The organism is Polaromonas sp. P1_E12 (assembly GCF_056405975.1).
The window spans coordinates 741,099-764,750 of sequence record NZ_JBFUBB010000002.1 but is presented as its reverse complement, the minus strand read 5'-3'; the positions used below and the strand labels follow the sequence as shown (position 1 = coordinate 764,750).

Below are 23,652 nucleotides of genomic sequence, written 5' to 3'. Positions count from 1 at the left end.
TTCAAGCTTTAAATTTAAAGGCCAGCTGCAGTTTTGCCGTTAGTTTTGCATAGTCTGACGGCGTTTGGCAACCTACCATGCAGACATGACCTCTGCGCTCATTTCATCCTCCGCCACCGGCAAAGCGCCGGCGCTTTTGATCCCTGCCCTGCTCGCCTGTTACCTGGTGTGGGGCTCCACTTACCTGGCAATCCGCTTTGCCCTGATCAGTTTTCCGCCTTTCTTCCAGATGGGCACGCGTTTCCTGGCGGCCGGCCTTCTGATGATGGCATGGGTGCTGATACGCGGGCACAAGCTGCCCAGCAGGCGCGAGTGGGCCAACGCCGCAGTCATCGGCACCCTGATGCTGGGCGGCGGGATGGGGCTGACAGCAGCGGCTGAAGTTCACATCGGCTCCGGACTGATCGCCACCTTCATCGCGGTGGTTCCCATGATGGTGTCGGCCTGGGGCCTCCTGCTGGGCCAGTGGCCCAGCAGGCTGGAGTTCCTGGGCATGGTGGTGGGGCTGGCAGGTGTGCTGATGCTGGTGCAAGGCGCCAGCTTTAGTGCTGCTCCCGTCGGCATGGCGTGCATTGCGGGGGCGACCTTGCTGTGGTCACTTGGCTCGGTGCTGTCCACCACCCGGCTGCCGCTGGCGAATGGCCCCGCGGGTTTTGCCAGCGAAATGTTGTGTGGCGGCGCGGTGTTGATGGCGATTTCTCTTGCATTGGGTGAGCACCGCGAAGCCGCTGCCAACTGGCCCGCGCAGCCTGAAGCCGTGCTTGCGTGGCTCTATCTCGTGGTGTTTGGCTCGCTCATCGCCTTCAGCGCCTACCTCTATTTGCTGGCCAATGCCTCACCTGCAGTAGCCACGAGCTATGCCTTTGTGAACCCCTTGATCGCGATTTTTCTCGGTGCATTCTTCGCCGGAGAGTACGTCACTGGGGGCGAATGGGCCGCTTGCGGCGTGATTCTCATGGGTGTTTTCCTGATTTTCAGAGGTAAATCTGCAACATAAAAGCGCAAATAAAGTGCGCTTTCGCTAGGAAACTGCGTTTTTCTCCAGTAGCATCCGCATTGCCACAAGGAAGAGTAGTTATCCGTGTGGTGATTTATCAACTTCTAGAAGGAAAATCAATCATGGCAACTGCAAAAAAAGCACCGGCTAAAAAAGCGCCTGCAAAAAAGGCTGCTCCGGCAAAGAAAGTAGCTGCGAAGAAAGCAGCTCCTGCGAAGAAGGCTCCTGCGAAAAAGGCAGCGCCTGCAAAGAAGGTAGCCGCGAAGAAAGCAGCTCCCGCCAAGAAAGTTGCGGCCAAAAAGCCAGCAGCGAAAAAAGCGCCTGCCAAAAAGCGCACTCCCAATGCAGCGTTCATGAAGGCACTGACCTTGAGCCCCGCACTGGCAGCCGTGGTGGGCGACAAGCCTCTGCCACGTACCGAGATCGTCAGCAAGCTGTGGGTTTACATCAAATCCAAGGGCCTGCAGGACAAGGTCAACAAGCGCATGATCAACGCCGACGAAAAACTGCGTGCCGTCTTCGGCAAGGCGCAGGTGTCGATGTTCGAGATGGCTGGCCTGATCGGCAAGCACGTCAAGTAATCGGTTCTTACCGATATCAAAAGGCCGGTATCTACCGGCCTTTTTTTATGCGCGTGTGCAGCAGGGCCCATGCCAAGCGCCCAGCCGCTGGCACGCTTCCTGCGTTACTCCGGCGCTCTTCCGCCCGCTTCCATTAACGCCCAAAACTACCTGAAACGTCTGCTAATGCCATAGGGTTACTCGGTAGCCTGCCACCAGCGGCACAGTCGAAAACCGACGCTATTGTTGCTAAGATAAAAAATTCCCCGCGGCACCGCCCGCACCAGACTTAACAAAACAAGACTCCATGTCGATGCCACTGCAGCTACTGCATTCAAAAACCGAGGCGGCGGAAAATTTCGCGCGCCCTGCCTGTCACCAGCGCGACGGTTTTCCCACACCCTGCGCCAAGTCCTGCCTTAGCATCCCGCGATAATGCTGCGCTTTATTTTTACCCGACTGAGCCTGATCATTCCCACCTTTTTGGGGATGACTCTGCTGGCCTTCTTCCTTATCCGCATGGTGCCCGGCGACCCGATCGAAACCATGGCGGGCGAGCGCGGCATCGATCCGGTGCGCCACGCGCAATTGCTCAAGGAATATGGCTTGGACCGACCCGTAATGGTGCAGTACGGCATCTACATCGGCCGGGTCCTGAAAGGCGACCTGGGCAAGTCCCTGATCACGCAGGAGCCTGTACTGCGCGAATTCCTCACGCTGTTTCCGGCCACCATCGAACTCGCCGTGTGCGCCATTTTGTTTGCACTGCTGATCGGCATCCCCGCGGGCATTCTGGCGGCGGTCAAGCGAAACTCCATACTCGACCATGGCGTCATGGGGGTGTCCCTCACGGGGTATTCCATGCCTATTTTCTGGTGGGGGCTGCTGCTGATCCTGCTGTTCTCGGTGCAGCTCGGCTGGACACCCGTGTCGGGCCGGCTCTCCGTGCAGTACTTCATCGAGCCCACCACCGGCTTTCTGCTGATCGACTCGCTGCTGTCGGACGACAAGGGCGCGTTCTGGTCGGCCGCCTCGCACCTGATATTGCCCATGATCGTGCTGGGCACCAACCCGCTGGCGGTGATCGCGCGCATGACGCGCTCGGCCATGCTGGAAGTGCTGGGCGAAGACTACATCCGCACCGCGCGCGCCAAAGGACTTTCCAACCTGCGCGTGGTGGCCCTGCATGCGCTGCGCAACGCACTGATCCCGGTGGTCACCGTGATCGGCCTGCAGGTGGGCGTGCTGTTTACCGGCGCCATCCTCACCGAAACCATTTTTTCCTGGCCGGGCGTCGGCAAGTGGCTGATCGAAGCCATCAGCCGCCGCGACTACCCCGTGCTGCAGGGCGGCATCCTTCTGCTGGGCGCCATCGTCATGGCCGTCAACCTGCTGGTGGACATCACCTACGGCATCATTAACCCACGCATCAGGCACCAGCGATGAGCACGGCCACCTTGAAACCCGCTACCGCGCCCGCGCCACCGCATCCGCTGCGCGAATTCTGGAACTACTTCAGTGCAAACAACGGCGCCGTGATCGGCCTGGTCATTGTCATTGGCGTGTTGCTGATCGCGCTGTTCGCGCCGCTGCTGGCGCCGCATGCGCCCAATATCACCAACAACGCGGTGTTCCTCAAACCCCCAGCCTGGCAAACCGGCGGGTCATGGACTTACCCCCTGGGCACAGACGCGATCGGTCGGGATATCCTGACCAGGTTGATGTACGGCGCCCGCCTGTCGCTGGTCATCGGCCTGGCTGTGGTGGCGCTGTCGGTGGTCGTCGGCACGGTGCTGGGCCTGCTGGCAGGCTTTTTCCGCGGCATCTTCGAGATCGCGGTGATGCGCCTGATGGACATCATCCTCACGCTGCCCAGCCTGCTGCTGGCCATCGTGATCGTGGCCATCCTCGGTCCCGGCCTGATGAACGCGATGCTGGCTGTCGCCATCGTCGTGCTGCCGCATTACGTCCGTATCACACGCGCCGCGGTGATTGCCGAAACCTCGCGCGACTACGTAACCGCCGCACGCATGAGCGGTGCCAGCCGCATCCGCCTCATGTTCAGCGAAATCCTGCCCAACTGCACGGCGCCGCTGATCGTCCAGGCCTCGCTCGGCGTGTCCACCGCCATCCTGGACGCAGCCGCCCTGGGCTTCCTGGGCCTGGGCGCCCAGCCGCCCTCACCCGAATGGGGCACCATGCTGGCCGACGCCCGCGAATTCGTCCTGCGCGCCTGGTGGGTAGTCACCTTCCCCGGCCTCGCAATTTTGATCACTGTGCTGGCCTTCAATTTGCTCGGCGACGGACTGCGTGATGCATTCGATCCGAAGTTAAAACGATGACCCCCGTTGCGGACTCACTTCGTGTAGCCGCCTCCCCCCTTCCAGGGGGCGGCCACTGCGGCCCGGCAAAGCCGGTTCCGCGCGGCCACTGGCCATACTCTTGGACCGCCGCCAAAAGCAGCTTGTTGTCCAAATTTCCTCACTGTGAAAGGACCTAACCATGGCCCTTCTTGAAATCGAAAATCTTTCTGTTGAATTTCCCTCACAAAACGGCGTGATGCACGCCGTCGACGGCATCAGCCTGTCGCTGGAAGAAGGCGAAGTCCTCGGCATCGTGGGCGAATCCGGCTCCGGCAAGAGCGTCACCATGATGGCCTTGATGGGCCTGGTGGCCTACCCCGGCCGCGTGAAAGCCGACAAACTGCGGTTTGCCGGCCACGACCTCCTCAAGCTGTCGCAAGGCGAGCGCAACAAGCTCATCGGCAAAGACGTCGCGATGATCTTCCAGGAACCCACGACCAGCCTGAACCCCTGCTTCACCGTCGGCTTCCAGATCACCGAAACCCTGCGTCTGCACCTGGGCATGGATAAAAAGGCGGCCACACGCAAGGCTATCGAACTGCTTGAGCAGGTCGGCATCAATTCACCCGAAAGCCGCCTGAAGGCCTATCCGCACCAACTGTCGGGCGGCATGAACCAGCGCGTGATGATTGCCATGGCGATTGCCTGCAACCCGCGCCTGCTGATTGCCGACGAGCCCACCACGGCGCTCGACGTCACCATCCAGGCCCAAATCCTGGACCTGCTGCGCAGCCTGCAAAAAGAGCGTGGCATGGCCCTGGTGCTGATCACGCACAACATGGGCGTGGTGTCCGAAATGGCACAGCGCATCGCGGTGATGTACGCCGGCCAGATCATGGAAGAGCAAAGCGCACACGCCCTCTTCAACACCCCGCAGCATCCCTACACCGAAGCACTTCTGTCGGCCCTGCCCGAGCGCAGCGACGGTAGCGCGCGCCTGGCAACCATCCCCGGCATGGTGCCCGGCCTCTATGACCGCCCTGCCGGATGCCTGTTTGCCCCGCGCTGCGCCTATGCCACCGAACATTCCCGCAACGAGCGCCCGCTGCTGCGCGCCTGGAAGGACGGCATGGTTCGCTGCCACTACCCACTGGGTGATCCCAGCCGCGAGGCCAACATCGAACGCGACACCCCCGTGATGGAGGCCGCGCAATGAGCACCGCCACCGTCACTACCCCAGGCACCCTGCCTACCGGCCCCGTCGTCGAGGCCAAAAACCTCAAACAGGTTTACGAAATCCGCCGCGGTTTCATGCGCAAGTCCGACCACCTGCAAGCCGTCGGCGGCGTGTCCTTCTCGGTCCATGCCGGCAAGACGCTGGCTGTCGTGGGCGAATCCGGCTGCGGCAAATCGACGCTGGCCCGCATGGTGTCGCTGATCGAAACGCCCACGGGCGGCGAACTGCGCATCACCGGCATCGACGCCGTCGGCTCCCCCGAAAAGCGCGTGGGCCTGCGCAAGGCCGTGCAGCTGGTGTTCCAGAACCCCTACGGCTCACTCAACCCGCGCAAGAAAATCGGCGCCATCCTTGAAGCGCCGCTTGAAATCAACACCACCCTGAACGCTGCGGAGCGCGCCGAAAAGGCACGCGCCATGCTGGCCATGGTGGGCCTGCGCCCAGAGCACTATGACCGCTATCCCCACATGTTTTCAGGCGGCCAGCGCCAACGCATCGCCATCGCGCGCGCGCTGATGCTCAACCCCATCGTGGTAGTGGCCGATGAGCCGGTGTCGGCTCTTGACGTCTCCATCCAGGCCCAGGTGCTCAACCTGCTGGCCGACCTGCAGCAGTCCATGGGCCTGGCTTACCTGTTCATCTCGCACGATCTGGGTGTGGTGCGCCACATCGCCCACGACGTGCTGGTGATGTACTTGGGCCATGCCGTTGAACAAGGCGAGAAAAATGCCCTGTTCAACCGACCCCTGCACCCCTACACCCAGGCCCTGCTGGCCTCCACACCCGGCTTGGCCGGCACCGGCGTCAAACAGCGCATCGTGCTCAAGGGCGAGCTGCCCTCGCCGCTGAACCCGCCCACCGGTTGCGTGTTTTCCACCCGCTGCCCCCACGTCACCGACCGTTGCCGCGCCGAAAGGCCGCAGCTGCGTGAAGTTGCAGAGCGGCAGGTTGCGTGCCACTATGCTGAAAACTTTCTCACTGCGTGACCTGAAACCATGCGCTCAAGCACCGGTTTCAGGCCACGTTTTTCAATGACCAGGGCGCACAACGTCACAAATGTTGTGCAATCTGGCCGCAAGCCCCGCTGCAAGAAGCAGCATTAACCTCCAAAGGGATCGTCAAATGATTCAGACCAAACCAAGTGCAAGCCGGCTGCGTCCGGTCCAGCGCGCATTGCTGTGCGCTGTTGCCCTGCCAGCGCTGCTGGCACTTTCACCCGTCTCCGCGAAGACGCTGGTGTTCTGCTCTGAAGGCAGCCCCGAAAACTTCTACCCTGGCGTCAACACCACGGGTACGTCGTTTGATGCCAACGAACCCGTCTACAACCGCCTCGTGGAATTCGAATACGGCGGCACCAAGGTCGTTCCCGGCCTGGCCGAAAAATGGGACATTTCCGCCGACGGCAAGGAATACACCTTCCACCTGCGCAAGGGCGTGAAGTGGCATGCCAGCAATAAGGCCTTCAAACCAACGCGCGACTTCAACGCAGACGACGTGCTGTTCATGTTCGAACGCCAGTGGAAAGAAGACAACGCTTTCTTCAAGGTCACCAGCCCCAACCACTCCTACTTCAGCGACATGGGCATGCCCAAGCTGCTGAAATCGGTGGAAAAGGTCAACGACTACACCGTCAAGATCACGCTGGACAAGCCTGAAGCACCGTTCCTCGCCAACCTGGCCATGCCTTACGCGGCCTTGCAGTCCAAGGAATACGCCGACGCCATGCTGAAAGCCGGCACGCCGGAAAAAATCGACCAGGACCCGGTCGGCACCGGCCCCTTCTACCTGGTTCAGTACCAAAAAGACGCGGTCATCCGCTACAAGGCCTTCCCGCAATACTGGGGCGGCAAAGCCAAGATCGACGACCTCGTGTACTCGATCACGCCTGACGCTTCGGTCCGCTGGGCCAAGCTGCAGAAGAACGAATGCCACGTCATGCCCTACCCCAATCCCGCCGACCTCGACGCGATCCGCAAGGACGCGAACGTGACGATCGTCGAGCAGGCCGGCCTGAACGTGGGCTACCTCGCCTACAACACGACCAAGAAGCCGTTTGACGACGTGCGCGTGCGCAAGGCCATCAACATGGCCATCAACAAGAAAGCCATTGTTGACGGTGTGTACCTGAGCACCGGTGTTGCCGCCAAGAACCCGATCCCGCCAACCATGGCCGCATACAACAACGCCATCAAGGACGACGAGTACAACCCCGAAGCCGCCAAGAAATTGCTGGCCCAGGCCGGCTTCCCCAACGGTTTCACCACCGACCTGTGGGCCATGCCCGTGCAGCGCCCGTACAACCCGAACGCCAAGCGCATTGCCGAGTTGATGCAGGCTGACCTGGTCAAGGTCGGTGTGACCGCCGAGATCAAGAGCTTCGAATGGGGCGAGTACCGCAAGCGTTTGCAGGCTGGCGAACACCAGATGGGCATGCTGGGCTGGACCGGCGACAACGGCGATCCTGACAACTTCATGTACACCCTGCTCGGCTGCGCTTCAGCCCAGTCCGCCAGCGGTTCCAACATCGCCAAGTTCTGCTACCAGCCTTATGAAGACCTGGTCCTGAAAGCCAAGACGGTGACCAATCCTGCCGAGCGCATCAAGCTCTACCAGCAGGCCCAGGTCATCTTCAAGGAACAGGCGCCCTGGTTCACCATCGCCCACGCGGTGCAGCTCAAGCCCATCCGCAAAAGCGTGATCGGCTACAAGAACAGCCCGTTCGGCCGCCACAACTTCTACGCTGTCGACATCAAGGAATAATCCTTCATGGCTTGAAGCGGCTTTGTCATAAAGCCGCCTCCATTCAAAACCCTCCTTCTTCAAGGAGGGTTTTTTCATTGTGGCGCCTTGTTTTTCGCGAGCCGCTGTACGTCTTTACAGGTCTGCACTAACCCTGCTTGTGAAGCCTCCTCCGACTGGAGGGTGCATTTTCCCGTGGAATGGAGGAATATCCATTTCCCCGAATTCTGCAGGCCGAAGGCCGGCGAAGGAACAAGAAATGGGACAGACACTCGGAGCGGTCAAGACGAGGCAACAGGGCATCCTGACGGATGCGGCCCGGCGTTGGGAAGAGCGCATGAAGCAGCGCGAAACCGGCCTTGAAAAAATCCGGAACCAAGGCCCGGGCGCCGCCGACACACCCAAGCGCCAAGCGGAATGGACAGCCCGTCAATTGACCAGGGCCGCGGGCGGCTTTCCCCTTTTCCCCGAGCGTGTCATTGGTACGTGGAATCCCGTGGAATACGCGCCCAGCGTCCAGGCCTCGGACGCCGCGAAACCCGTGGCCCGCATCGTCCAGCAGCGCAGCGCCGGCCATACGCCCATCGGCGTGGCCACGGGCCTGCTGATCGGGTTCGACCTGCTACTGACGAATCATCACGTGTTTCCTTCGAAGATCGACGTCGACGGCCACGCGGCGAATTTTTTCTACGTGCGCGATGAGTACGGCATCAACAACGGCAAGTACTACGACTTCGATCCAGACCGTTTCTTTGTTACCGACCCGGACCTCGACTTCACCATCGTGGCGGTGCAGCCCCGCAGCCGCGAGAGCGACCAGATTGCCTCATGCGGCTGGACGCGGCTGATCGAGGCAACGGGCAAGGTGTTGACGGGCGCTCCGGTCAATATCATCCAGCACCCCGCCGGCGGGCCGCGGGCCTTCGCCATCAGCGACAACAAGTTAATGGACATCCTGCCCACCGGCTTTCTTCACTATGAGACGGACACGCGGCCGGGCTCCTCGGGCTCCCCGGTCTACAACACCGACTGGGAACTGGTGGCGCTGCACCACTGCGGCGTGCCGGCGATGCGGGACGGCCGGATCCTGGACAAACGGGGCGCCCCCTGGGACCCGGAGTCGCAAAGCGACGACGACATCCAGTGGATCGCCAATGAGGGCGCGCGCGTCAGTTTCATCGTTGAAAGGCTTAAATCCATGTCGATTCCAGAATCCATGCGCATGATCGCCCGGCAATTGCTGGCGACCACGGCAGACCCGCTCACCGGCACAGAGAGCGTGCCGGCCGCCCCCCCCTCGTCATCCCTCTTACCTCTCGCCTCACGGCCCGGCGGCGGCAACACCTTCAATTTCTCGGGGCCTGTAACCCTGCACGTCTATGGCGGGCAGGCGCTTCAGCCCGGCGTGCCTGCCGCCGCTGCGCCCGTGTCGGTGCCTGCACCCGCGGCGGCCGCGCAAGTTCGTTTGTCTGATGGTTCCGGTGCGCCTTCGGCGGATGGCCTCTTCACCGCCTTTCAGGAAAAGTCCCTGGTTTTCGACGAGGACTACGCGGGCCGCAAGGGATACAACCCGAAATTCCTCGGCCAGGAGGTTCCAGCCCCTGTGGCCCAATCGCGATGGGATGGTGCCCTCTATTCGGTTGCCGATTATGAGGAATTCAATGCCAGTGTGGACGACGTGCCCGCAGTGAAGACAAGCCACCTGGCGCCGGCCGATCCGCTACCGCTTGACTACCACCACTTTTCCCTCGTGATGCACAAGCCGACACGCATGTGCCTGTGGACCGCCTCGAACTACGACTACCGCCCCAAATCACGCACCGACCCGCGGAAGCGGGCGGATTTCGGAGGGGAAAACTGGCGAGAAGACCCGCGGCTGCCGCTGGAATACCAGTTGCTCAACAAGGACGTCTACGGCCCGGCCAAACGGATTGACCGCGGGCACATTGTCCGCCGCGAAGACAACTGCTGGGGCGCCGACGCGGACGAAACCGAATTCGCGAACGCCGACAGCTACCACTGGCCCAACTGCACGCCGCAGCATGAGGCATTCAACCAGGAGAACCCCAATGACCGCAGCGGCCAGCGCGTCTATGAAGGCGGAGTGGTCGGTATCTGGGGCCAGTTTGAGCGCCTGCTCACCGACCAGGTTCAGGAGTCGGGCGGGCGCGCCGTGCTGTTCGCGGGGCCGGTGCTCACCGAATTCTTCGAGTCCAAAAACTGGGGAACCGGCAAGGTCAAAATCCCCAAAAAATTCTGGAAGGTTGTGGTCGTGCCCGAATCGCAAAAACGCGGCGCGAAGCTGTTGGCCTATGGTTTCGTCTTCAGTCAGGAAAAACCGATCAGGCAGTTCGGCGACACCTATGAGTCGATAGACATGCCGGCCTTCGAACGCAACCAGGCCGCCATCGCGGAGATCGAGGAACTGGCCGGCTTGAAGTTCGACCCCAAAATCGTCGCCGCGGACCAGTACGCAGGCCAGTAGCTATCCGGTAGCGGCCCGCATTGCTGCAATGGTTACGGCGCCTTGGCCAGAGCGTTTTGCGTAATCGCCGACAAGGTGCCACGCGTGGTGATGACTTCCGGATCCAGCGTGACCTCAATCACCGTGCCCTCCTTGCGAGCCAGCGCCGCAAGCAATTCCGCCTCAAAATCCGCGGTGCGCGTGATGCGCACGCCGGCGTAACCGTAGGCGCGCGCCAGCGCCGCAAAATCCGGGTTGTTCAGGCTTGAACCACTTTGGTGTGTTGGATACTCCCGCTCCTGGTGCATGCGGATCGTCCCGTACATGCCGTTGTTGAGCAGCACGATGATGCTTTTGGCGCCGTGCTGCACGGCAGTGGCCAGCTCCTGGCCGTTCATCAAAAAGTCGCCGTCACCCGCGATGGTGAAAGCCACCCGGCCTGTCGTGATGGCCGCAGCAATACCGGCCGGCACGCCATAACCCATCGCGCCCACGGTGGGGGCCAGCTGCGTCTTGTGGCCTTTGACGAGACCGTGATGCTGAAAGAAACGATGCACCCAGCTGGCAAAGTTGCCGGCGCCGTTGGTCAGCACTGCATCCGCCGGCAGGTGCTTTTGCAGCATGCCGACGATGGCGGGCATGTCGATATCACCCGGCAGGTTCGCGGAAGGTGTCGGCTTGAGGTTTTCCAGATAGTCCTCGTTCGCGGATGTGGTCCAGGCTTCCCAGGCCACAGACACCGGCGCCGTGAGTACCTCCAGCGATCGCGCAGCCGCGTTCATGGTGGCGTTGATGGCCAGATCGGCCTGGTAGACGCGGTTGAGCTCCTCGGCGCTCGAATGGATATGCACCAGCTTTTGCTTGGGCCGGGGCGCCTCCAGCAGCGTGTAAGTACCAGTCGTCATCTCACCCAGGCGCGGGCCTATGGCGATGATCAGGTCGCTGGCCTTCACGCGTGCGGCCAGCTTCGGGTTCAGGCCGATACCCACGTCGCCCGCGTAGAGCGGATGGTGGTTGTCAAAGGTGTCCTGGAAGCGAAAGGCATTGCCCACCGGCAGCTTCCAGTTTTCGGCAAAGCGCTGCAACGCCTGCGCCGACTGCGGCGTCCAGCCGCCGCCGCCGGCGATGACGAGCGGGCGCTCGGACTTGAGCAGCATCTCGCGCAGCGTACGCAGCGAGCCCGGGTCGCTCCAGGCCTGCACCGCCTCCACGCGCGGCAACGGTTGGGCGGCGGTCATCTGCGTCAGCATGTCTTCCGGCAGCACCAGCACCACGGGGCCGGGCCGGCCATTCATGGCGGTGGCGAAGGCGCGCGCCACGTATTCAGGAATGCGGTCGGCCTGGTCGATCCGCTCCACGCGCTTGGCAAAGCCTTTGGTACTCGGGCCAAAAAAGTTGAAGTAATCGACTTCCTGAAAAGCCTCGCGGTCGCGGCAGTCGCTGGCCACGTCCCCCACCAGCAGCACCATGGGGGTTGAATCCTGGAAGGCCGTGTGCACGCCGATGGACGCATTGGTGGCGCCCGGCCCGCGCGTGACCATGCACACGCCCGGCCGCCCTGTCAGCTTGCCGTGCGCCTCGGCCATGAAGGCCGCGCCGCCCTCTTGCCGGCAGGTGACGAACTGGATCTTGTCCTGGCGCGCATGCAGGCCGTCCAGCACAGCCAGGTAGCTTTCGCCGGGAACGCCAAACGCATGGGTAACGCCCTGGGCCAGAAGGCAATCGACGAGAAGGTGGCCGGCGAGTTGAGGGGTGGTCATGAGCCTATTGTGCCGCTGGAATGTGCACAGGCGCAGCGACCTAGCGGCGACTCTTCAACCAAGCGGGTGCCGCGGAACCGGCTTTGCCGGGCCGCAGTCGCCGTCCCCTGCAAGGGGAAAAGGGCTACACGAAGTGAGCCCGATAGGGGTGGCTCAATTTTTCGGCTTTGCCGGGCCGCAGGCGCCGCCCCCTTGAGGGGGGAACAGGCTACACGCAGTGAGCCTGGACGGGGGTGGAACAATTATTCAGGCGTAGCCGCGTCGCCGTCACCACCGCCGGCGGCGAGGGCCTGGCGCGCCAGCTCTTCGTCGCTCAGCGGCGGGGCCGATTCGAGGGCGGCCAGTTCGTCGAGGAACTCCTGCGTCGGCTCCTCGTGTTCGAGCAGTACTTCTTCCAGCTTCTGCCGGCCGGTCTCTACGTGCACCGAGGGAGAATGCAGTTCGGACGGCGGTACCGGGAATTTTTCACCCAGTTCAAATTTGAGCGCCTCGGCTTTCTGGTCTACCCAGTTTGCGAAGTCGCCGTCTTTCGGCGTGTCTGAATTGTTCATGACCATCTCCTTTGCCTCAGGGGCGCCGGCGCGGACGGCCGGTACCTGCTTCATTATGGAGGTACCCTTGGCCGCTGTCTGTCATCCAATAACGATGACTCTCGAGTGTTCTTGCTTTAATTCACCAAACAGTTAAATTCTTGCCATGCCGACCCCTAAAACCAAGCCCGCCGAACCCCGCTCGCGCGATGCCGACCGCTCCCAGCTGGCCATCCTGCTGGCAGCCCGCGACGAGTTCGCGCAACACGGCCTGGGCGGTGCGCGGGTAGACCGGATTGCCGAACGCGCCGACGTCAACAAACGCCTGATCTACTACTACTTCAAGAGCAAGGACGAGCTCTTCCTGGCGGTGCTGGAAAACGCCTATGCCGACATCCGCGAGGCAGAAACAGAGCTGCATCTGCGCGACATGGATCCGGCACAAGCCATCCGCCGCCTGACGGAATTCACCTGGGAATACTACATTGCCCACCCCGAGTTTTTGACGCTTCTCAACAGTGAAAACCTGCACCAGGGGCGGCATCTGGCCATGTCCAGCCGCGTACAGGAAATGAACTCGCCCCTGGTCCAGACGCTGGCGGAAATCCTGGAGCGCGGGCGCGCAGACGGGCTGTTTCGCGGCGGCATCGACCCGGTGCAGCTCTACGTTTCCATTGCCGGCATGTCGTATTTCTACCTGTCGAACAACCACACGCTGTCGGCCATTTTCGGGCGCGATCTCATGACGCCCAAAGCCCGCCACGAGCGACTCTCGCACATGTGCGAGGTCATCCTAGGGTATGTCCTTAGAAACTGATTCCGGGCAGTCATTGACGCAGCGACGAGGCCATTTTTACAATTCGTAATTCACTTATTGGTGAATTATGAGTAAACTGCATTCCGATAACCCAACAACACCGGCGGCATGCACAGGTCTTTCGCAGTCCTTCAATGACCCCTTTCAGGAGACAAAGCACATGAAATTCACACGTCGTGCCGCAGTGGCCAGCCTCACCTGCCTGGCGGCACTGTCACCCCTGGTGGCCAGCGCCCAGGGCGCCTACCCCAACAAGCCCATCCGGGTCATCGTGCCTTTTGCCGCGGGCAGCACCACCGACATCATTGCCCGCGCCATCACCGACAAGATGAGCCAAAGCATGGGCCAGACACTGGTGATCGACAACCGCGGCGGCGCCAGCGGCACCATCGGCCAGCAGGCCGTGGCCACGGCCGCGCCGGACGGCTATACCATCATGATCCACTCGTCCTCGCACACGGTCAGCCCCTCGACATTCGCCAAGCTGCCGTTCGACACCTTGGGCGACTTCACGGGTGTGACGCCGATCTCGAGCACGCCCAATGTGCTGGTCATGTCGCCGGCCAAAAACATCAAGACCCTGCAGGAGCTGCTGGCCGCGGCTCGCGCCAAGCCCGGCAGCATGAACTTCGCCTCGGCCGGCCAGGGCAGCGCCACCCACTTGAACGCCGAGAAATTCAAGCTCGCCGCCAAAATCGAAGCCACCAACATTCCCTTCAAGGGCTCCGGTGAAGCCGTGACAGAAGTGATGGCCGGCCGCGTCGACTACTACTTCTCGCCGATCGCACCGGTGATAGGCCAGATCAAGAACGGCCAGCTCGTGGCCCTCGCGGTCGGCTCGCCCAAACGCGCCAGCGCCCTGCCCCAGGTCCCCACCACGGCTGAAGCCGGCGTTCCGGGTTCAGAGTTCAACTTCTGGATCGGCATGATGGCCCCCGCGAAAACACCGCGCGACATCGTCAACCGCCTGCACGACGAAGTGATCAAGGCCCTGAACACGCCCGAAGTCAAGGAACGCTTCGCCGCCCTGGGCGCCGACACCTGGACACTCTCGCCCGAGCAGTTCGACACCTATATCAAGGACGAGATCAAGAGCAATGCCGTGCTGGTCAAGGCCGCTGGCCTGCAGCCCACCCAGTAACACCCGGTCAGTTTCCCCGCAGCGTCCCGTCCCTCCAACACCCCTGGCCGGACCAGGTAGGGCCGCCGCATTTTTCACCTCCTCAAAGGACCCCATGGCTACTCAACGACTAGGACTCATCATGCACGGCGTCACCGGACGCATGGGCATGAACCAGCATCTGATCCGCTCCATCGTCGCGATCCGCAAACAGGGCGGCGTCACGCTCTCCAACGGTGACAAGGTGATGCCCGACCCGATCCTGATCGGCCGCAACGCCGAAAAGATTGAAGCCCTGGCCAAAGCCCATGGCCTCGCGCGTTGGGGCACCGACCTCGACGAGGCGCTGAAGAACAAGGACGACACCATCTTCTTCGACGCCGGCACCACGCAGATGCGCCCCACCCTGCTGGCCAAGGCCATCCGCGCCGGCAAACATGTCTACTGCGAAAAGCCGATTGCCACCAACCTCAACGAGGCCGTCGAGATCGCCCGCCTGGCCGAAAAGTCCGGCCTGAAACACGGCGCCGTACAAGACAAACTCTTCCTGCCCGGCCTGCGCAAGCTTGACATGCTGCGCCGCGCCGGCTTCTTCGGCAAGATGCTCTCGGTACGGCTCGAGTTCGGTTACTGGGTCTTTGAAGGCGACCTGCAGCCGATCCAGCGCCCGAGCTGGAACTACCGCACCGAAGACGGCGGCGGCATGATCCTGGACATGATGTGCCACTGGCGCTACGTGCTGGACAACCTGTTCGGCGAAGTCAAGTCCATCTCCTGCATAGGCGCCACCCACATTCCCGAACGCTGGGACGAAGCCGGCAAGCCCTACAAGGCCACCGCCGACGACGCAGCCTACGCCACGGCCGAACTGGTCGGCCACAGCGGCGAGCCGGTGATCGCGCAGATGAACATGTCCTGGGCGACCCGCGTGAACCGCGAAGACCTGGTCACCTTCCACGTCGACGGCACGCACGGCTCAGCCGTTGCCGGCCTCTCCTCCTGCAAGGCCCAGTCGCGCGTCAACACGCCACGCCCGGTCTGGAACCCGGACGAGAAGCAGACGATGAATTTCTCTGACCAGTGGCAGGAAGTGCCGGACACCCAGACCTACGACAACGGTTTCAAGATCCAGTGGGAGCACTTCATCCGCCATGTGGTGGAAAACGAACCCTACAAATGGACGCTGCCCGAAGGCGCCAAAGGCGTGCAGCTGGTTGAAGCCGCGCTCGAAAGCTGGAAAGAGCGCCGCTGGGTGGACGTGCCCGCGCTACAAGTTTGATAGCTGCTCGCGCCCATGAGATAAGGGCTACAGGCACATTTTTCATACAGAAAAGGTAGATTCATGGCTTTAACCCTTTCCCTGCCTGTCGCCGCGGGCGGCCTGCGGCCTTACACGCTGCAAGGCCGTACACCGGTGAAGCCCGCACCGGGCGTCAAATTCAACCGCATCGCCTACTCGGCCGCCCACGTGGTCGCCGACCCGCTGGCCGCGATCGACCCCTGGGTCAATTGCGCGATCGACTGGGACACGACTATTGCCTACCGCCGTCACCTGTGGTCGCTGGGCCTGGGTGTGGCCGAAGCCATGGACACGGCGCAGCGCGGCATGGGCCTGGACTGGCCCACTTCTCTGGAACTGATCCGCCGTTCACTCGACGCCGCCAAGGAAGTGCCGGGCGCGCTGGTCGCTTCCGGTTGCGGCACCGACCACCTGGTGCTGGAAAACGTCAAGAGCGTCGATGAAGTCATCGCCGGCTACGAAGAGCAGATGGCCGCGATTGAAAAACTCGGCGGCAAGCTCATCGTGATGGCCAGCCGCGCGCTCGCCCGCGTCGCCAAAAGCCCGGCAGACTACGAACGCGTCTACGACCGCATCCTGAGCCAGGCGAAACAGCCGGTAGTACTGCACTGGCTGGGCGACATGTTCGACCCCGCACTGGCCGGCTACTGGGGCAGCAGCAATGTCGAAAAAGCCATGAACACGGCGCTCGGCATCATCAACGCCCACCCCGACAAGGTTGACGGCATCAAGATCTCGCTGCTCGACAAGGACAAGGAAATCGCGATGCGCCGCAGGCTGCCAGCGGGCGTACGCATGTATACGGGCGACGACTTCAACTACGCCGAGCTGATTGCCGGCGATGGTTTCGGCAAGGAAGCGATGCACGGCCAGAGTGATGCGCTGCTGGGCATCTTCGACGCCATCGCACCGGCCGCCAGCGCCGCACTAGGCGAACTCGCGCAAGGCAATGTCGAGAAATTTCACGCCATCCTCGGCCCCACCGTGCCGCTGTCGCGCCACATTTTTGCCGCACCCACACGTTTCTACAAAACCGGCGTGGTCTTCATGGCCTGGCTCAATGGCCACCAGAAGCATTTCACGATGGTGGGCGGGCAACAGAGCACGCGTTCGCTGCAGCACTTCGCCGAGCTGTTCCGCTTGGCCGATGCCTCCAACCTGCTTGAACAACCGGACTTGGCAACCCAGCGCATGAAGACGCTACTGGCGCTGCACGGCATGTAATGGTTCCCCCCCGTTGCCGACTCACTGCGTGTAGCGGTCTCCCCCCTCAAGGGGGCGGCGCTGGCGGCCCGGCAAAGCCGGTTCCGCGGCGCCTGCTTGAAAAAACCGTCGCGATATTCCTGTCAGATCGTTCATAAATAAATTCACCTGGAGACAACCATGAAGACACGCACTTTCCTCAAGGCCACCCTGGCCACAGCCCTCGCAGCCGCAGCCTTCGGCGCCGCGGCGCAGGCTTACCCCAGCCGCCCGGTCAAGGTCATCATCCCCTTCCCGCCCGGCGGCACGCTGGACGCGGTGGGCCGGCAACTGGCGCAAAAGCTCAGCGAACAGATGGGCCAGCCCTTTGTGGTGGAAAACCGTGCGGGCGGCAACGGCACCATCGGCGCGCATGTGGTCGCGCAGGCGCCAGCAGACGGCTACACCCTGCTCTTCAATGCCTCCACTTTCACCACCGCACCCATGACGATGAAGTCGGTGCCTTACGGTGTGGTGAAAGACTTTACGCCCGTCTCGCTGGTTGCCAAGGCGCCCTTGTCGATTGCCATCAACAAGAACCTGGCGATCACCGACGTGAAGTCGCTGATTGCCCACGCCAAGGCCAATCCCGGCAAGATGACGTTTGCGGTCGGCTCCATTGGTTCGGCCGGCCACCTGTCAACCGAACTCCTCAAGCGCGCCGGCGGCATCGAATACACCGTGGTGCCCTACAAGGGCACGGCGCCGGCGTTCCAGGACCTGATCGGCGGCCAGATCGACGGCTTCATCGACCCCATCCTCGGCTCGCTGCAGTACCACAAGAGCGGCATGCTGCGCGTCGTTGCCGTGACCGGCGACAAGCGCGTGCCCAATCTGCCCGATGTGCCGACCGTGGCCGAGACAATTCCCGGCTACGAGTTTTACAGCTGGTACGGCCTGTGGGGCCCGGCAAAATTGCCGGCAGACATCACGCAGAAACTCAACACCGAAACCAACAAGGCGCTCGCCAGCGACATGCGTGAAAAGCTCCTCCAGCAAGGCCTGGTGCTGACACCCGGCACGCCGGAGGACTTTGCCAAATTCCAGAACAGCGACATGGCGCGCTCGCAGAAGATCATCACGGACGGCAACATCCGTGTCGAATAACATGCATAACCATGGCCACTGAAGACGTGAAACGCGCACTTGTCACGGGCAGCAGCTCAGGTATCGGCATGGCCATTGCGCAAGCGCTGCTGGACCAGGGCTGGGACGTCGTCGGCCTGGACCTGGCGCCTGCACGCATCGTGCATCCGGCGTTTTCGTCCACCGAAGTCAATCTGTGCAATACCGAAACCACGGAGCGCGCCGTGCGTGCGGCTGGCGGGGTGCAGGCGCTCATCCACGCCGCCGGCGTGCTGCGCGTCGGCCAGCTTGGTGCGCTGCGCAACGAAGATTCAGCGCTGATGTGGCAGCTCCACGTGGATGCCGTCACGCGCATCGCCAACCTGGTGGTACCGGCCATGACACAAGCGGGCACAGGCCGCGTGGTGCTGGTCGGCAGCCGCGTGGCGCGCGGCATGGCCGGCCGCAGCCAGTACGCCGCAACCAAGGCCGCACTGGTGGCCCTGGCACGCAGCTGGGCTGCCGAAACCGTGGCTTCGGGCGTGACTGTCAATGTGGTGTCGCCGGCCGCCACCGAAACAGCCATGCTTGCCGACCCTGCGCGAACGACGGTCCCGCCGAAGCTGCCGCCGCTGGGCCGGTTGATCCAGCCGCGGGAGATTGCCGCGCTGGTCACCTTCCTGCTCTCACCCGACGCCGCGGCCATCACCGGCCAGGAGATCCAGATCTGCGGAGGCGCGTCGCTTGCGGCGTGAAGGCATGGCTCCAGCTGCAAACGCTATCGGCATTGTCGGTCTGGGCCTCGTCGGTACCGCGCTGGCGCAGCGCCTGATGGCCGCTGGCTTCCAGGTCACCGGCTTCGACCTGCGGGAAGAAGCCCGGGCCGCTCTCACCGCCCAGGGCGGCCGCGCTGCCGGCTCCCTGGCCGAAGTTGCCAATGCGGCTTCCTGCATGGTGTTGGCGGTCTTCAATACCGACGACGTGCTCAAGGTGGTCGAAGGGCCGGGCGGCCTGCTGTCCGTCTTCGGCGTTCGCAGCATCATCGACTGCTCCACCGGCACACCTCACGAACTCGCGGCCTTGGCCGCGCGGCTCGCAGCACGCGGCATCAACTTCATCGAAGCGCCGCTCTCGGGCTCCAGCCAGCATATCGCCGCCGGTGAAGCCACCCTGCTGCTGGGCGGCGAGGCCGGGGCATTGCAAGCATGCGAATCCGTTCTGGCCGCCATTTCAGACCAACGCATCCACGTCGGCGGCGCCGGCATGGGCGCCAAAGCCAAGCTGGCTACCAACCTGGTGCTGGGCCTGAACCGGGCGGTGCTGGCCGAAGGCATGGTCTTTGCCGAAAACATGGGTATTCCCCCCGAGCAATTCCTGGCGCTGGTGCTGGCCAGCCCGGCCACATCAGGCGCGGCCGAGGCCAAGGGCCGGATGATGGTGGAGGAAAACTTTGCGCCGCAGTCGCGCATCCACCAGCATCTCAAGGACGTCAAGCTGATGATTGACAGTGCCGCGGCCGAAGGCCAGAAACTGCCCTTGTCCGAAGCCCATGCAGCGCTGATGCGTGCAGCCATTGCCGCCGGCGACGGCGAGCTCGACAACGCAGCCATCATCCGCGAACTGCGCCGGCAGAAAATCGCACCACCGTCCAACTGACTTCACTAAAACTACACCCCTACCTTTACCGCATGCGTAATTTTTCCCAGGACCACCGCTGGCTCTCCATCAACACCGCGACCGTGCGCAAAAGCCGCGGCGTCGAGCAGCCGCTGACCACCATCATCGAAGCCTGCGTGCAGCGCGGCATCAAGGCGATCTCGCCGTGGCGCGACCAGGTCGCGGCCGCCGGCCTGCCCGCTGTTTCGAAACTCGTCAAAACCCACGGACTTGAACTCTCCGGCTACTGCCGCGGCGGCATGTTCCCCGCAGCCGACGCCGCCAGCCTGCAGGCTGCGCATGACGACAACCGCCGCGCGGTCGATGAGGCCTGCGAACTCAAGGCCGCTTGCCTGGTGCTGGTGGTGGGCGGCCTGCCCGGTGCGCTGGCCGGCAAGGCGGCACACAAAGACCTGGCGCTGTCGCGCAGCCAGGTCACCGACGGCATTTCCCAATTGCTCGAATACGCCACAAGCTGCAGCATGCCGCTGGCCATCGAGCCGCTGCACCCCATGTATGCGGCAGACCGCGCCTGCATCAACACCATGGAGCACGCGCTCGACGTCTGCGATGCCCTTGACCCCTCAAGAAGTGGCGCACTCGGTGTGGCGGTAGACGTGTACCACGTGTGGTGGGACCCGAAACTGCAGCGGCAAATCGAACGGGCAGGCAAGGAACGCCTGCTCGCCTTCCATGCCTGTGACTGGCTGACACCCACGGCCGACTTGCTGAACGACCGCGGCATGATGGGAGACGGTGTGATTGACATCCCGAAAATCCGCGGCTGGATGGAAACGCAAGGGTTCGCGGGTTACAGCGAGGTGGAGATTTTTTCCACCGGCAACTGGTGGCAGAGGGAAGCCGGCGAGGTGCTGGATACCTGCATTGCCCGGCACCGCAGCGCGGTGTAAAGAGTCCTCTTCATCCTGCCGGCAGATGGGCTGCTAGATGACCATCTTGAGGCGGAGCTCCAGACGCGAACCTCGCTCTATCGCCTGCGCAATCCGGGTCTGCCGTTCAGTCGCAGAAAGTGTTTTGTCGTCGTTGATGGCCTGGCGTGTCTTGAACATTTCCAGGTCGGCAATGGGGATCAGCTGCCGGTTACTGGAAGACCGGAACCGGGACAAGCCGTTAACAGCCAGGAGGATGCGCTTTTCGGCAGGATCGCTCTCTGCAAACCCGACGACGAACTTCCGGATGGACGCCTTCAACGGGTCAGGCAGCGTTGCCTTCCAGAGCAATGGGGATTGCGGTATGAGGGGCGATTCCCAGATGACTTTTACCTCCCTGGCAAGGTCCGCAAAGTCGCGCTGAAAGAATGCAAGCTCTTCATTGTTGGCCGTCGCCACATCAATTTGCTTTTTCGATACCTTCAGCAGGTTTTGCTGGTGGCTCCCTGTCTCCACTGACTTGAAAATTTCCGCGGGCCTGCTCACGCCATTCTTGGTGAAGGCAAAATACAGCGGCACCAGATGCCCCGACGTACTCTTGGGATCGCCATCGCCAAAGCGCAGGCCGGCGGCCTTTTCGATCAAGGGCTTGAGCGCCTCGATTTGCGAACTGCGATGGGTCACCAGGATGGACTTGTAGCCTACGCTGCCATCCCCCGTGACCATCTGCGCAAAAACGCCACCGGCGCCCGAGGCCACCACATCCAGAGCAGGAACATTGCCCATCCAGGCCAGATCTATTTCTCCACCAATGAAGGCGGTTACCAGCGCGCCCTGCGACTCATAGACACGCAGATCAATCGGACGGCGGATGGCCGCGCCCAGGAGTTTGACGAAGGGCTCCCAGCTCGCGCGGGTCTCCGCAGCCGCCCTGGGCGATATCAAACCAAATACCAGCATTGGCTCTGCAGCAGGCTGCGCCATCACTGGTGAAGGAAGCAGTGGCCCGGCGCACAGCCCGGCAAGACCATGGAGGACAATTCGACGTTGAAGGCTCATATCATTTTCTCCATCAGGCTGAAACAACAGAAACACCCCGTTCGGGCAGGTGAAGGGTTACGGCATCACCCTGGAACCAGTCGGATGCCGCGTCCGAAGACACGACAAAGATGGAGCCCAAGCTGGTGTCGACGGTGAACTCGCGGACACTGCCCAAATAGGCTTTCTTGGAAACCACACCGGGCAAACCTTCATCTCCGGGCGGTGCAATCGTCCAGGCTTCAGGACGAATGGCCGCTTTCACCAGACCGGGCTCGACGGGATGCAGGGCTTTCACGCGCAACGCCCCCAGCTGAATCCGGCCGTCCGCAAACGCCTCCCCTGGAAACAGCATGGCCTCGCCCATGAATCCGGCAACAAATTCGCTGTTGGGTCGCTCGTAAAGTTCCGAAGGGGATCCTGCCTGGGCAATCACCCCCTGGTCCATGACAATGATCTGGTCACTGACGGCGAGGGCCTCGCTTTGGTCGTGCGTGACATAAGCAACGGTCAGTCCCAGGCGCTGCTGCAGCCCGCGGATTTCTTCACGCATGGACCGCCTCAGCCGCGCATCCAGATTCGAGAGCGGCTCGTCAAACAGCAACACTGACGGCTCCAGCACCAAGGCACGGGCGACGGCTACACGCTGCTGCTGCCCGCCGGACAGCTCACTGGGCAACCGGTCGTCATAGCCGGACAAACCGACCGCCGACATGGCGACCTGCGCGCGCTCAAGCAGCTCTTTGGCATGGACACCGCTGACGCTCAAGCCATAACCCACGTTCTCCAGCACGCTCATATGCGGGAACAAGGCATAGCTCTGGAACACCATGCTGACGTTGCGTTCGGCGGGTCCGAGATGGGTCACGTCACGGCCGTCGATCAGGATCTGGCCCGCACTGGGCGTCTCCAGCCCGGCGATCATGCGCAGCGTCGTGGTCTTTCCGCAGCCTGAAGGCCCCAGTATCGTCGTCAACGTGCCCTTGGGAACGGTAAAACTGATTCCTTTGACCACCAGGGGCGACGGGTCGCTGCCATAACGTTTTTGCACGTTCTTGAATTCAATGCCGAGTTGGCTCATGAGCAGACTTTCTTTGTTTGTATGAAAGAACGGAAAGGAGGCGAAGAAGAAGCGGTACCGTCGGGAAGTTTTTCCATTGCGGGTCTGCGCCCGTCACGCAGCGGCCGCATGGAGTTTTCCCAAAAAATTGCTATCGATGAGTTCGTTGTAATCGCGCACGCTGGCAATCACGTGCGGCCCAGAAAGCTCTTCGGCGCCATGGCTGGTGCAGATTGCCACAGCCCGCATGCCGGCGCGCCGCGCGGCTTCTATGCCAAAGGGCGCATCTTCAAACACGATGCAGCCGGCCGCCGCAACCCCCATGCGGCGCGCAGCCTCCAGGAATATGGCGGGCTCGGGTTTCCCTGCCAGGCCTTCGTCGCCACCCACTACAGCATGAGGCGGGGACACCATGGCAAGCCCGGCCATCGCAAACGCGATGTTGTGCTGGTCACCGGCGGTTCCCACACCCACTTTCAGCCCTTGCGCCGTGGCCAACCCGGCAAAGGCCTTGAAGCCCGCCACTTCGGCAAACACAGGTGCGAACAGCTCGCGGTAGATGGCTTCCTTTTCCGCAACCAGCAACCGCGCCTCAGAAATTTCAATGTCACGCTGAAACAACTGATTCATGGACTCAGTGCCAGTGCGCCCGGTGGTGCGCCTGAGGATGTCAGCCAGCGCCATCTGGACACCGTGACGCCGTGCGAACTCACTCCACGACCTGGCATGCCACGGCATGGAGTCGATCATGGTTCCATCCATGTCAAAGATCAGTGCGTCAGTTCCAGATGCACCGAGCCGGGCTTGTTGGATCATCAGTTACTCCTGTTTCAAAGACGCTTTGACCAATGAACCGATGGATCCGCCACAACGC

General features: G+C 62.2%; 21 protein-coding genes. 16 read left to right on the top strand and 5 right to left on the bottom strand.

Annotation, left to right across the window (positions count from 1 at the left end):
* Nucleotides 1-85 precede the first annotated feature (85 nt).
* The 8 genes from yedA to AC1D13_RS09365 all read left to right on the top strand — a co-directional run bounded on the left by yedA (nucleotide 86) and on the right by AC1D13_RS09365 (nucleotide 10,321).
* Nucleotides 86-997 (top strand): drug/metabolite exporter YedA, encoded by a 912-nt coding sequence (gene yedA / locus AC1D13_RS09400; RefSeq protein WP_477689400.1) that lies wholly within the window; start codon nucleotides 86-88, stop codon nucleotides 995-997.
* A gap of 122 nt (nucleotides 998-1,119) precedes the next feature.
* The gene (locus tag AC1D13_RS09395) at nucleotides 1,120-1,578 is read left to right on the top strand and encodes an SWIB/MDM2 domain-containing protein (RefSeq protein ID WP_122956824.1); all 459 of its coding nucleotides are present in this window, start codon (nucleotides 1,120-1,122) and stop codon (nucleotides 1,576-1,578) included.
* Between the two features lie 414 nt (nucleotides 1,579-1,992).
* Nucleotides 1,993-3,003, top strand: a complete 1,011-nt coding sequence (locus AC1D13_RS09390) for an ABC transporter permease subunit (RefSeq protein ID WP_457280472.1) — start codon at nucleotides 1,993-1,995, stop codon at nucleotides 3,001-3,003.
* The gene (locus tag AC1D13_RS09385; protein ID WP_457280471.1) at nucleotides 3,000-3,899 is read left to right on the top strand and encodes an ABC transporter permease subunit; all 900 of its coding nucleotides are present in this window, start codon (nucleotides 3,000-3,002) and stop codon (nucleotides 3,897-3,899) included. The genes AC1D13_RS09390 and AC1D13_RS09385 overlap by 4 nt, the downstream gene beginning before the upstream one ends.
* A gap of 160 nt (nucleotides 3,900-4,059) precedes the next feature.
* On the top strand, nucleotides 4,060-5,076 hold the full coding sequence (locus AC1D13_RS09380; protein WP_457280470.1) for an ABC transporter ATP-binding protein: 1,017 nt from the start codon (nucleotides 4,060-4,062) through the stop codon (nucleotides 5,074-5,076).
* Nucleotides 5,073-6,083 carry a peptide ABC transporter ATP-binding protein gene (locus AC1D13_RS09375; RefSeq protein ID WP_457280469.1) on the top strand — a complete coding sequence of 337 codons (1,011 nt, stop codon included), beginning with the start codon at nucleotides 5,073-5,075 and terminating at the stop codon, nucleotides 6,081-6,083. Before AC1D13_RS09380 ends, AC1D13_RS09375 begins: the two co-directional genes overlap by 4 nt.
* A gap of 136 nt (nucleotides 6,084-6,219) precedes the next feature.
* Nucleotides 6,220-7,857 (top strand): ABC transporter substrate-binding protein, encoded by a 1,638-nt coding sequence (locus AC1D13_RS09370; RefSeq protein WP_457280468.1) that lies wholly within the window; start codon nucleotides 6,220-6,222, stop codon nucleotides 7,855-7,857.
* 238 nt (nucleotides 7,858-8,095) lie between these two features.
* Nucleotides 8,096-10,321, top strand: coding sequence for a DNA/RNA non-specific endonuclease (locus AC1D13_RS09365; RefSeq protein ID WP_477689399.1), 2,226 nt, complete (start codon nucleotides 8,096-8,098; stop codon nucleotides 10,319-10,321).
* Nucleotides 10,322-10,353: 32 nt separating this feature from the next.
* On the opposite strand, the gene AC1D13_RS09360 is transcribed toward AC1D13_RS09365, so the two are convergent.
* Nucleotides 10,354-12,060 carry a thiamine pyrophosphate-binding protein gene (locus tag AC1D13_RS09360; RefSeq protein WP_477689398.1) on the bottom strand — a complete coding sequence of 569 codons (1,707 nt, stop codon included), beginning with the start codon at nucleotides 12,058-12,060 and terminating at the stop codon, nucleotides 10,354-10,356.
* 242 nt (nucleotides 12,061-12,302) lie between these two features.
* Nucleotides 12,303-12,611, bottom strand: coding sequence for a hypothetical protein (locus AC1D13_RS09355; RefSeq protein ID WP_457280465.1), 309 nt, complete (start codon nucleotides 12,609-12,611; stop codon nucleotides 12,303-12,305).
* A gap of 145 nt (nucleotides 12,612-12,756) precedes the next feature.
* Between AC1D13_RS09355 and AC1D13_RS09350 the strand changes: the two genes are divergently transcribed.
* The 8 genes from AC1D13_RS09350 (at nucleotide 12,757) to AC1D13_RS09315 (ending at nucleotide 20,701) form a co-directional block, all read left to right on the top strand.
* Nucleotides 12,757-13,407, top strand: a complete 651-nt coding sequence (locus AC1D13_RS09350) for a TetR/AcrR family transcriptional regulator (protein WP_477665797.1) — start codon at nucleotides 12,757-12,759, stop codon at nucleotides 13,405-13,407.
* A 160-nt stretch (nucleotides 13,408-13,567) separates the two neighbouring features.
* Nucleotides 13,568-14,548: a Bug family tripartite tricarboxylate transporter substrate binding protein gene (locus AC1D13_RS09345; protein WP_457280463.1), complete on the top strand. Its 981-nt coding sequence runs from the start codon at nucleotides 13,568-13,570 to the stop codon at nucleotides 14,546-14,548.
* 94 nt (nucleotides 14,549-14,642) lie between these two features.
* Entirely contained in the window at nucleotides 14,643-15,806 is a 1,164-nt protein-coding gene (locus tag AC1D13_RS09340; RefSeq protein ID WP_477689397.1) for a Gfo/Idh/MocA family protein, read from the top strand.
* 63 nt (nucleotides 15,807-15,869) lie between these two features.
* Nucleotides 15,870-17,051, top strand: coding sequence for a dihydrodipicolinate synthase family protein (locus AC1D13_RS09335; protein WP_477689396.1), 1,182 nt, complete (start codon nucleotides 15,870-15,872; stop codon nucleotides 17,049-17,051).
* 159 nt (nucleotides 17,052-17,210) lie between these two features.
* Entirely contained in the window at nucleotides 17,211-18,176 is a 966-nt protein-coding gene (locus tag AC1D13_RS09330) for a Bug family tripartite tricarboxylate transporter substrate binding protein (protein ID WP_477689395.1), read from the top strand.
* Between the two features lie 11 nt (nucleotides 18,177-18,187).
* Nucleotides 18,188-18,889, top strand: a complete 702-nt coding sequence (locus AC1D13_RS09325) for an SDR family NAD(P)-dependent oxidoreductase (RefSeq protein ID WP_477689394.1) — start codon at nucleotides 18,188-18,190, stop codon at nucleotides 18,887-18,889.
* A 4-nt stretch (nucleotides 18,890-18,893) separates the two neighbouring features.
* The gene (locus AC1D13_RS09320) at nucleotides 18,894-19,790 is read left to right on the top strand and encodes an NAD(P)-dependent oxidoreductase (RefSeq protein WP_477689393.1); all 897 of its coding nucleotides are present in this window, start codon (nucleotides 18,894-18,896) and stop codon (nucleotides 19,788-19,790) included.
* Between the two features lie 32 nt (nucleotides 19,791-19,822).
* Nucleotides 19,823-20,701 carry a sugar phosphate isomerase/epimerase family protein gene (locus AC1D13_RS09315; protein ID WP_477689392.1) on the top strand — a complete coding sequence of 293 codons (879 nt, stop codon included), beginning with the start codon at nucleotides 19,823-19,825 and terminating at the stop codon, nucleotides 20,699-20,701.
* Nucleotides 20,702-20,734: 33 nt separating this feature from the next.
* Here the strand turns inward: AC1D13_RS09315 and phnD are convergent, their stop codons facing one another.
* The 3 genes from phnD to AC1D13_RS09300 form a co-directional block, all read right to left on the bottom strand.
* Nucleotides 20,735-21,766, bottom strand: a complete 1,032-nt coding sequence (gene phnD / locus AC1D13_RS09310) for a phosphate/phosphite/phosphonate ABC transporter substrate-binding protein (RefSeq protein WP_457280456.1) — start codon at nucleotides 21,764-21,766, stop codon at nucleotides 20,735-20,737.
* Complete coding sequence (locus AC1D13_RS09305; protein ID WP_457280455.1) at nucleotides 21,753-22,799, bottom strand: ABC transporter ATP-binding protein; 1,047 nt, start codon at nucleotides 22,797-22,799, stop codon at nucleotides 21,753-21,755. The genes phnD and AC1D13_RS09305 overlap by 14 nt, the downstream gene beginning before the upstream one ends.
* 93 nt (nucleotides 22,800-22,892) lie before the next feature.
* Nucleotides 22,893-23,594 carry an HAD family hydrolase gene (locus AC1D13_RS09300; RefSeq protein ID WP_457280454.1) on the bottom strand — a complete coding sequence of 234 codons (702 nt, stop codon included), beginning with the start codon at nucleotides 23,592-23,594 and terminating at the stop codon, nucleotides 22,893-22,895.
* Nucleotides 23,595-23,652: the final 58 nt, after the last annotated feature.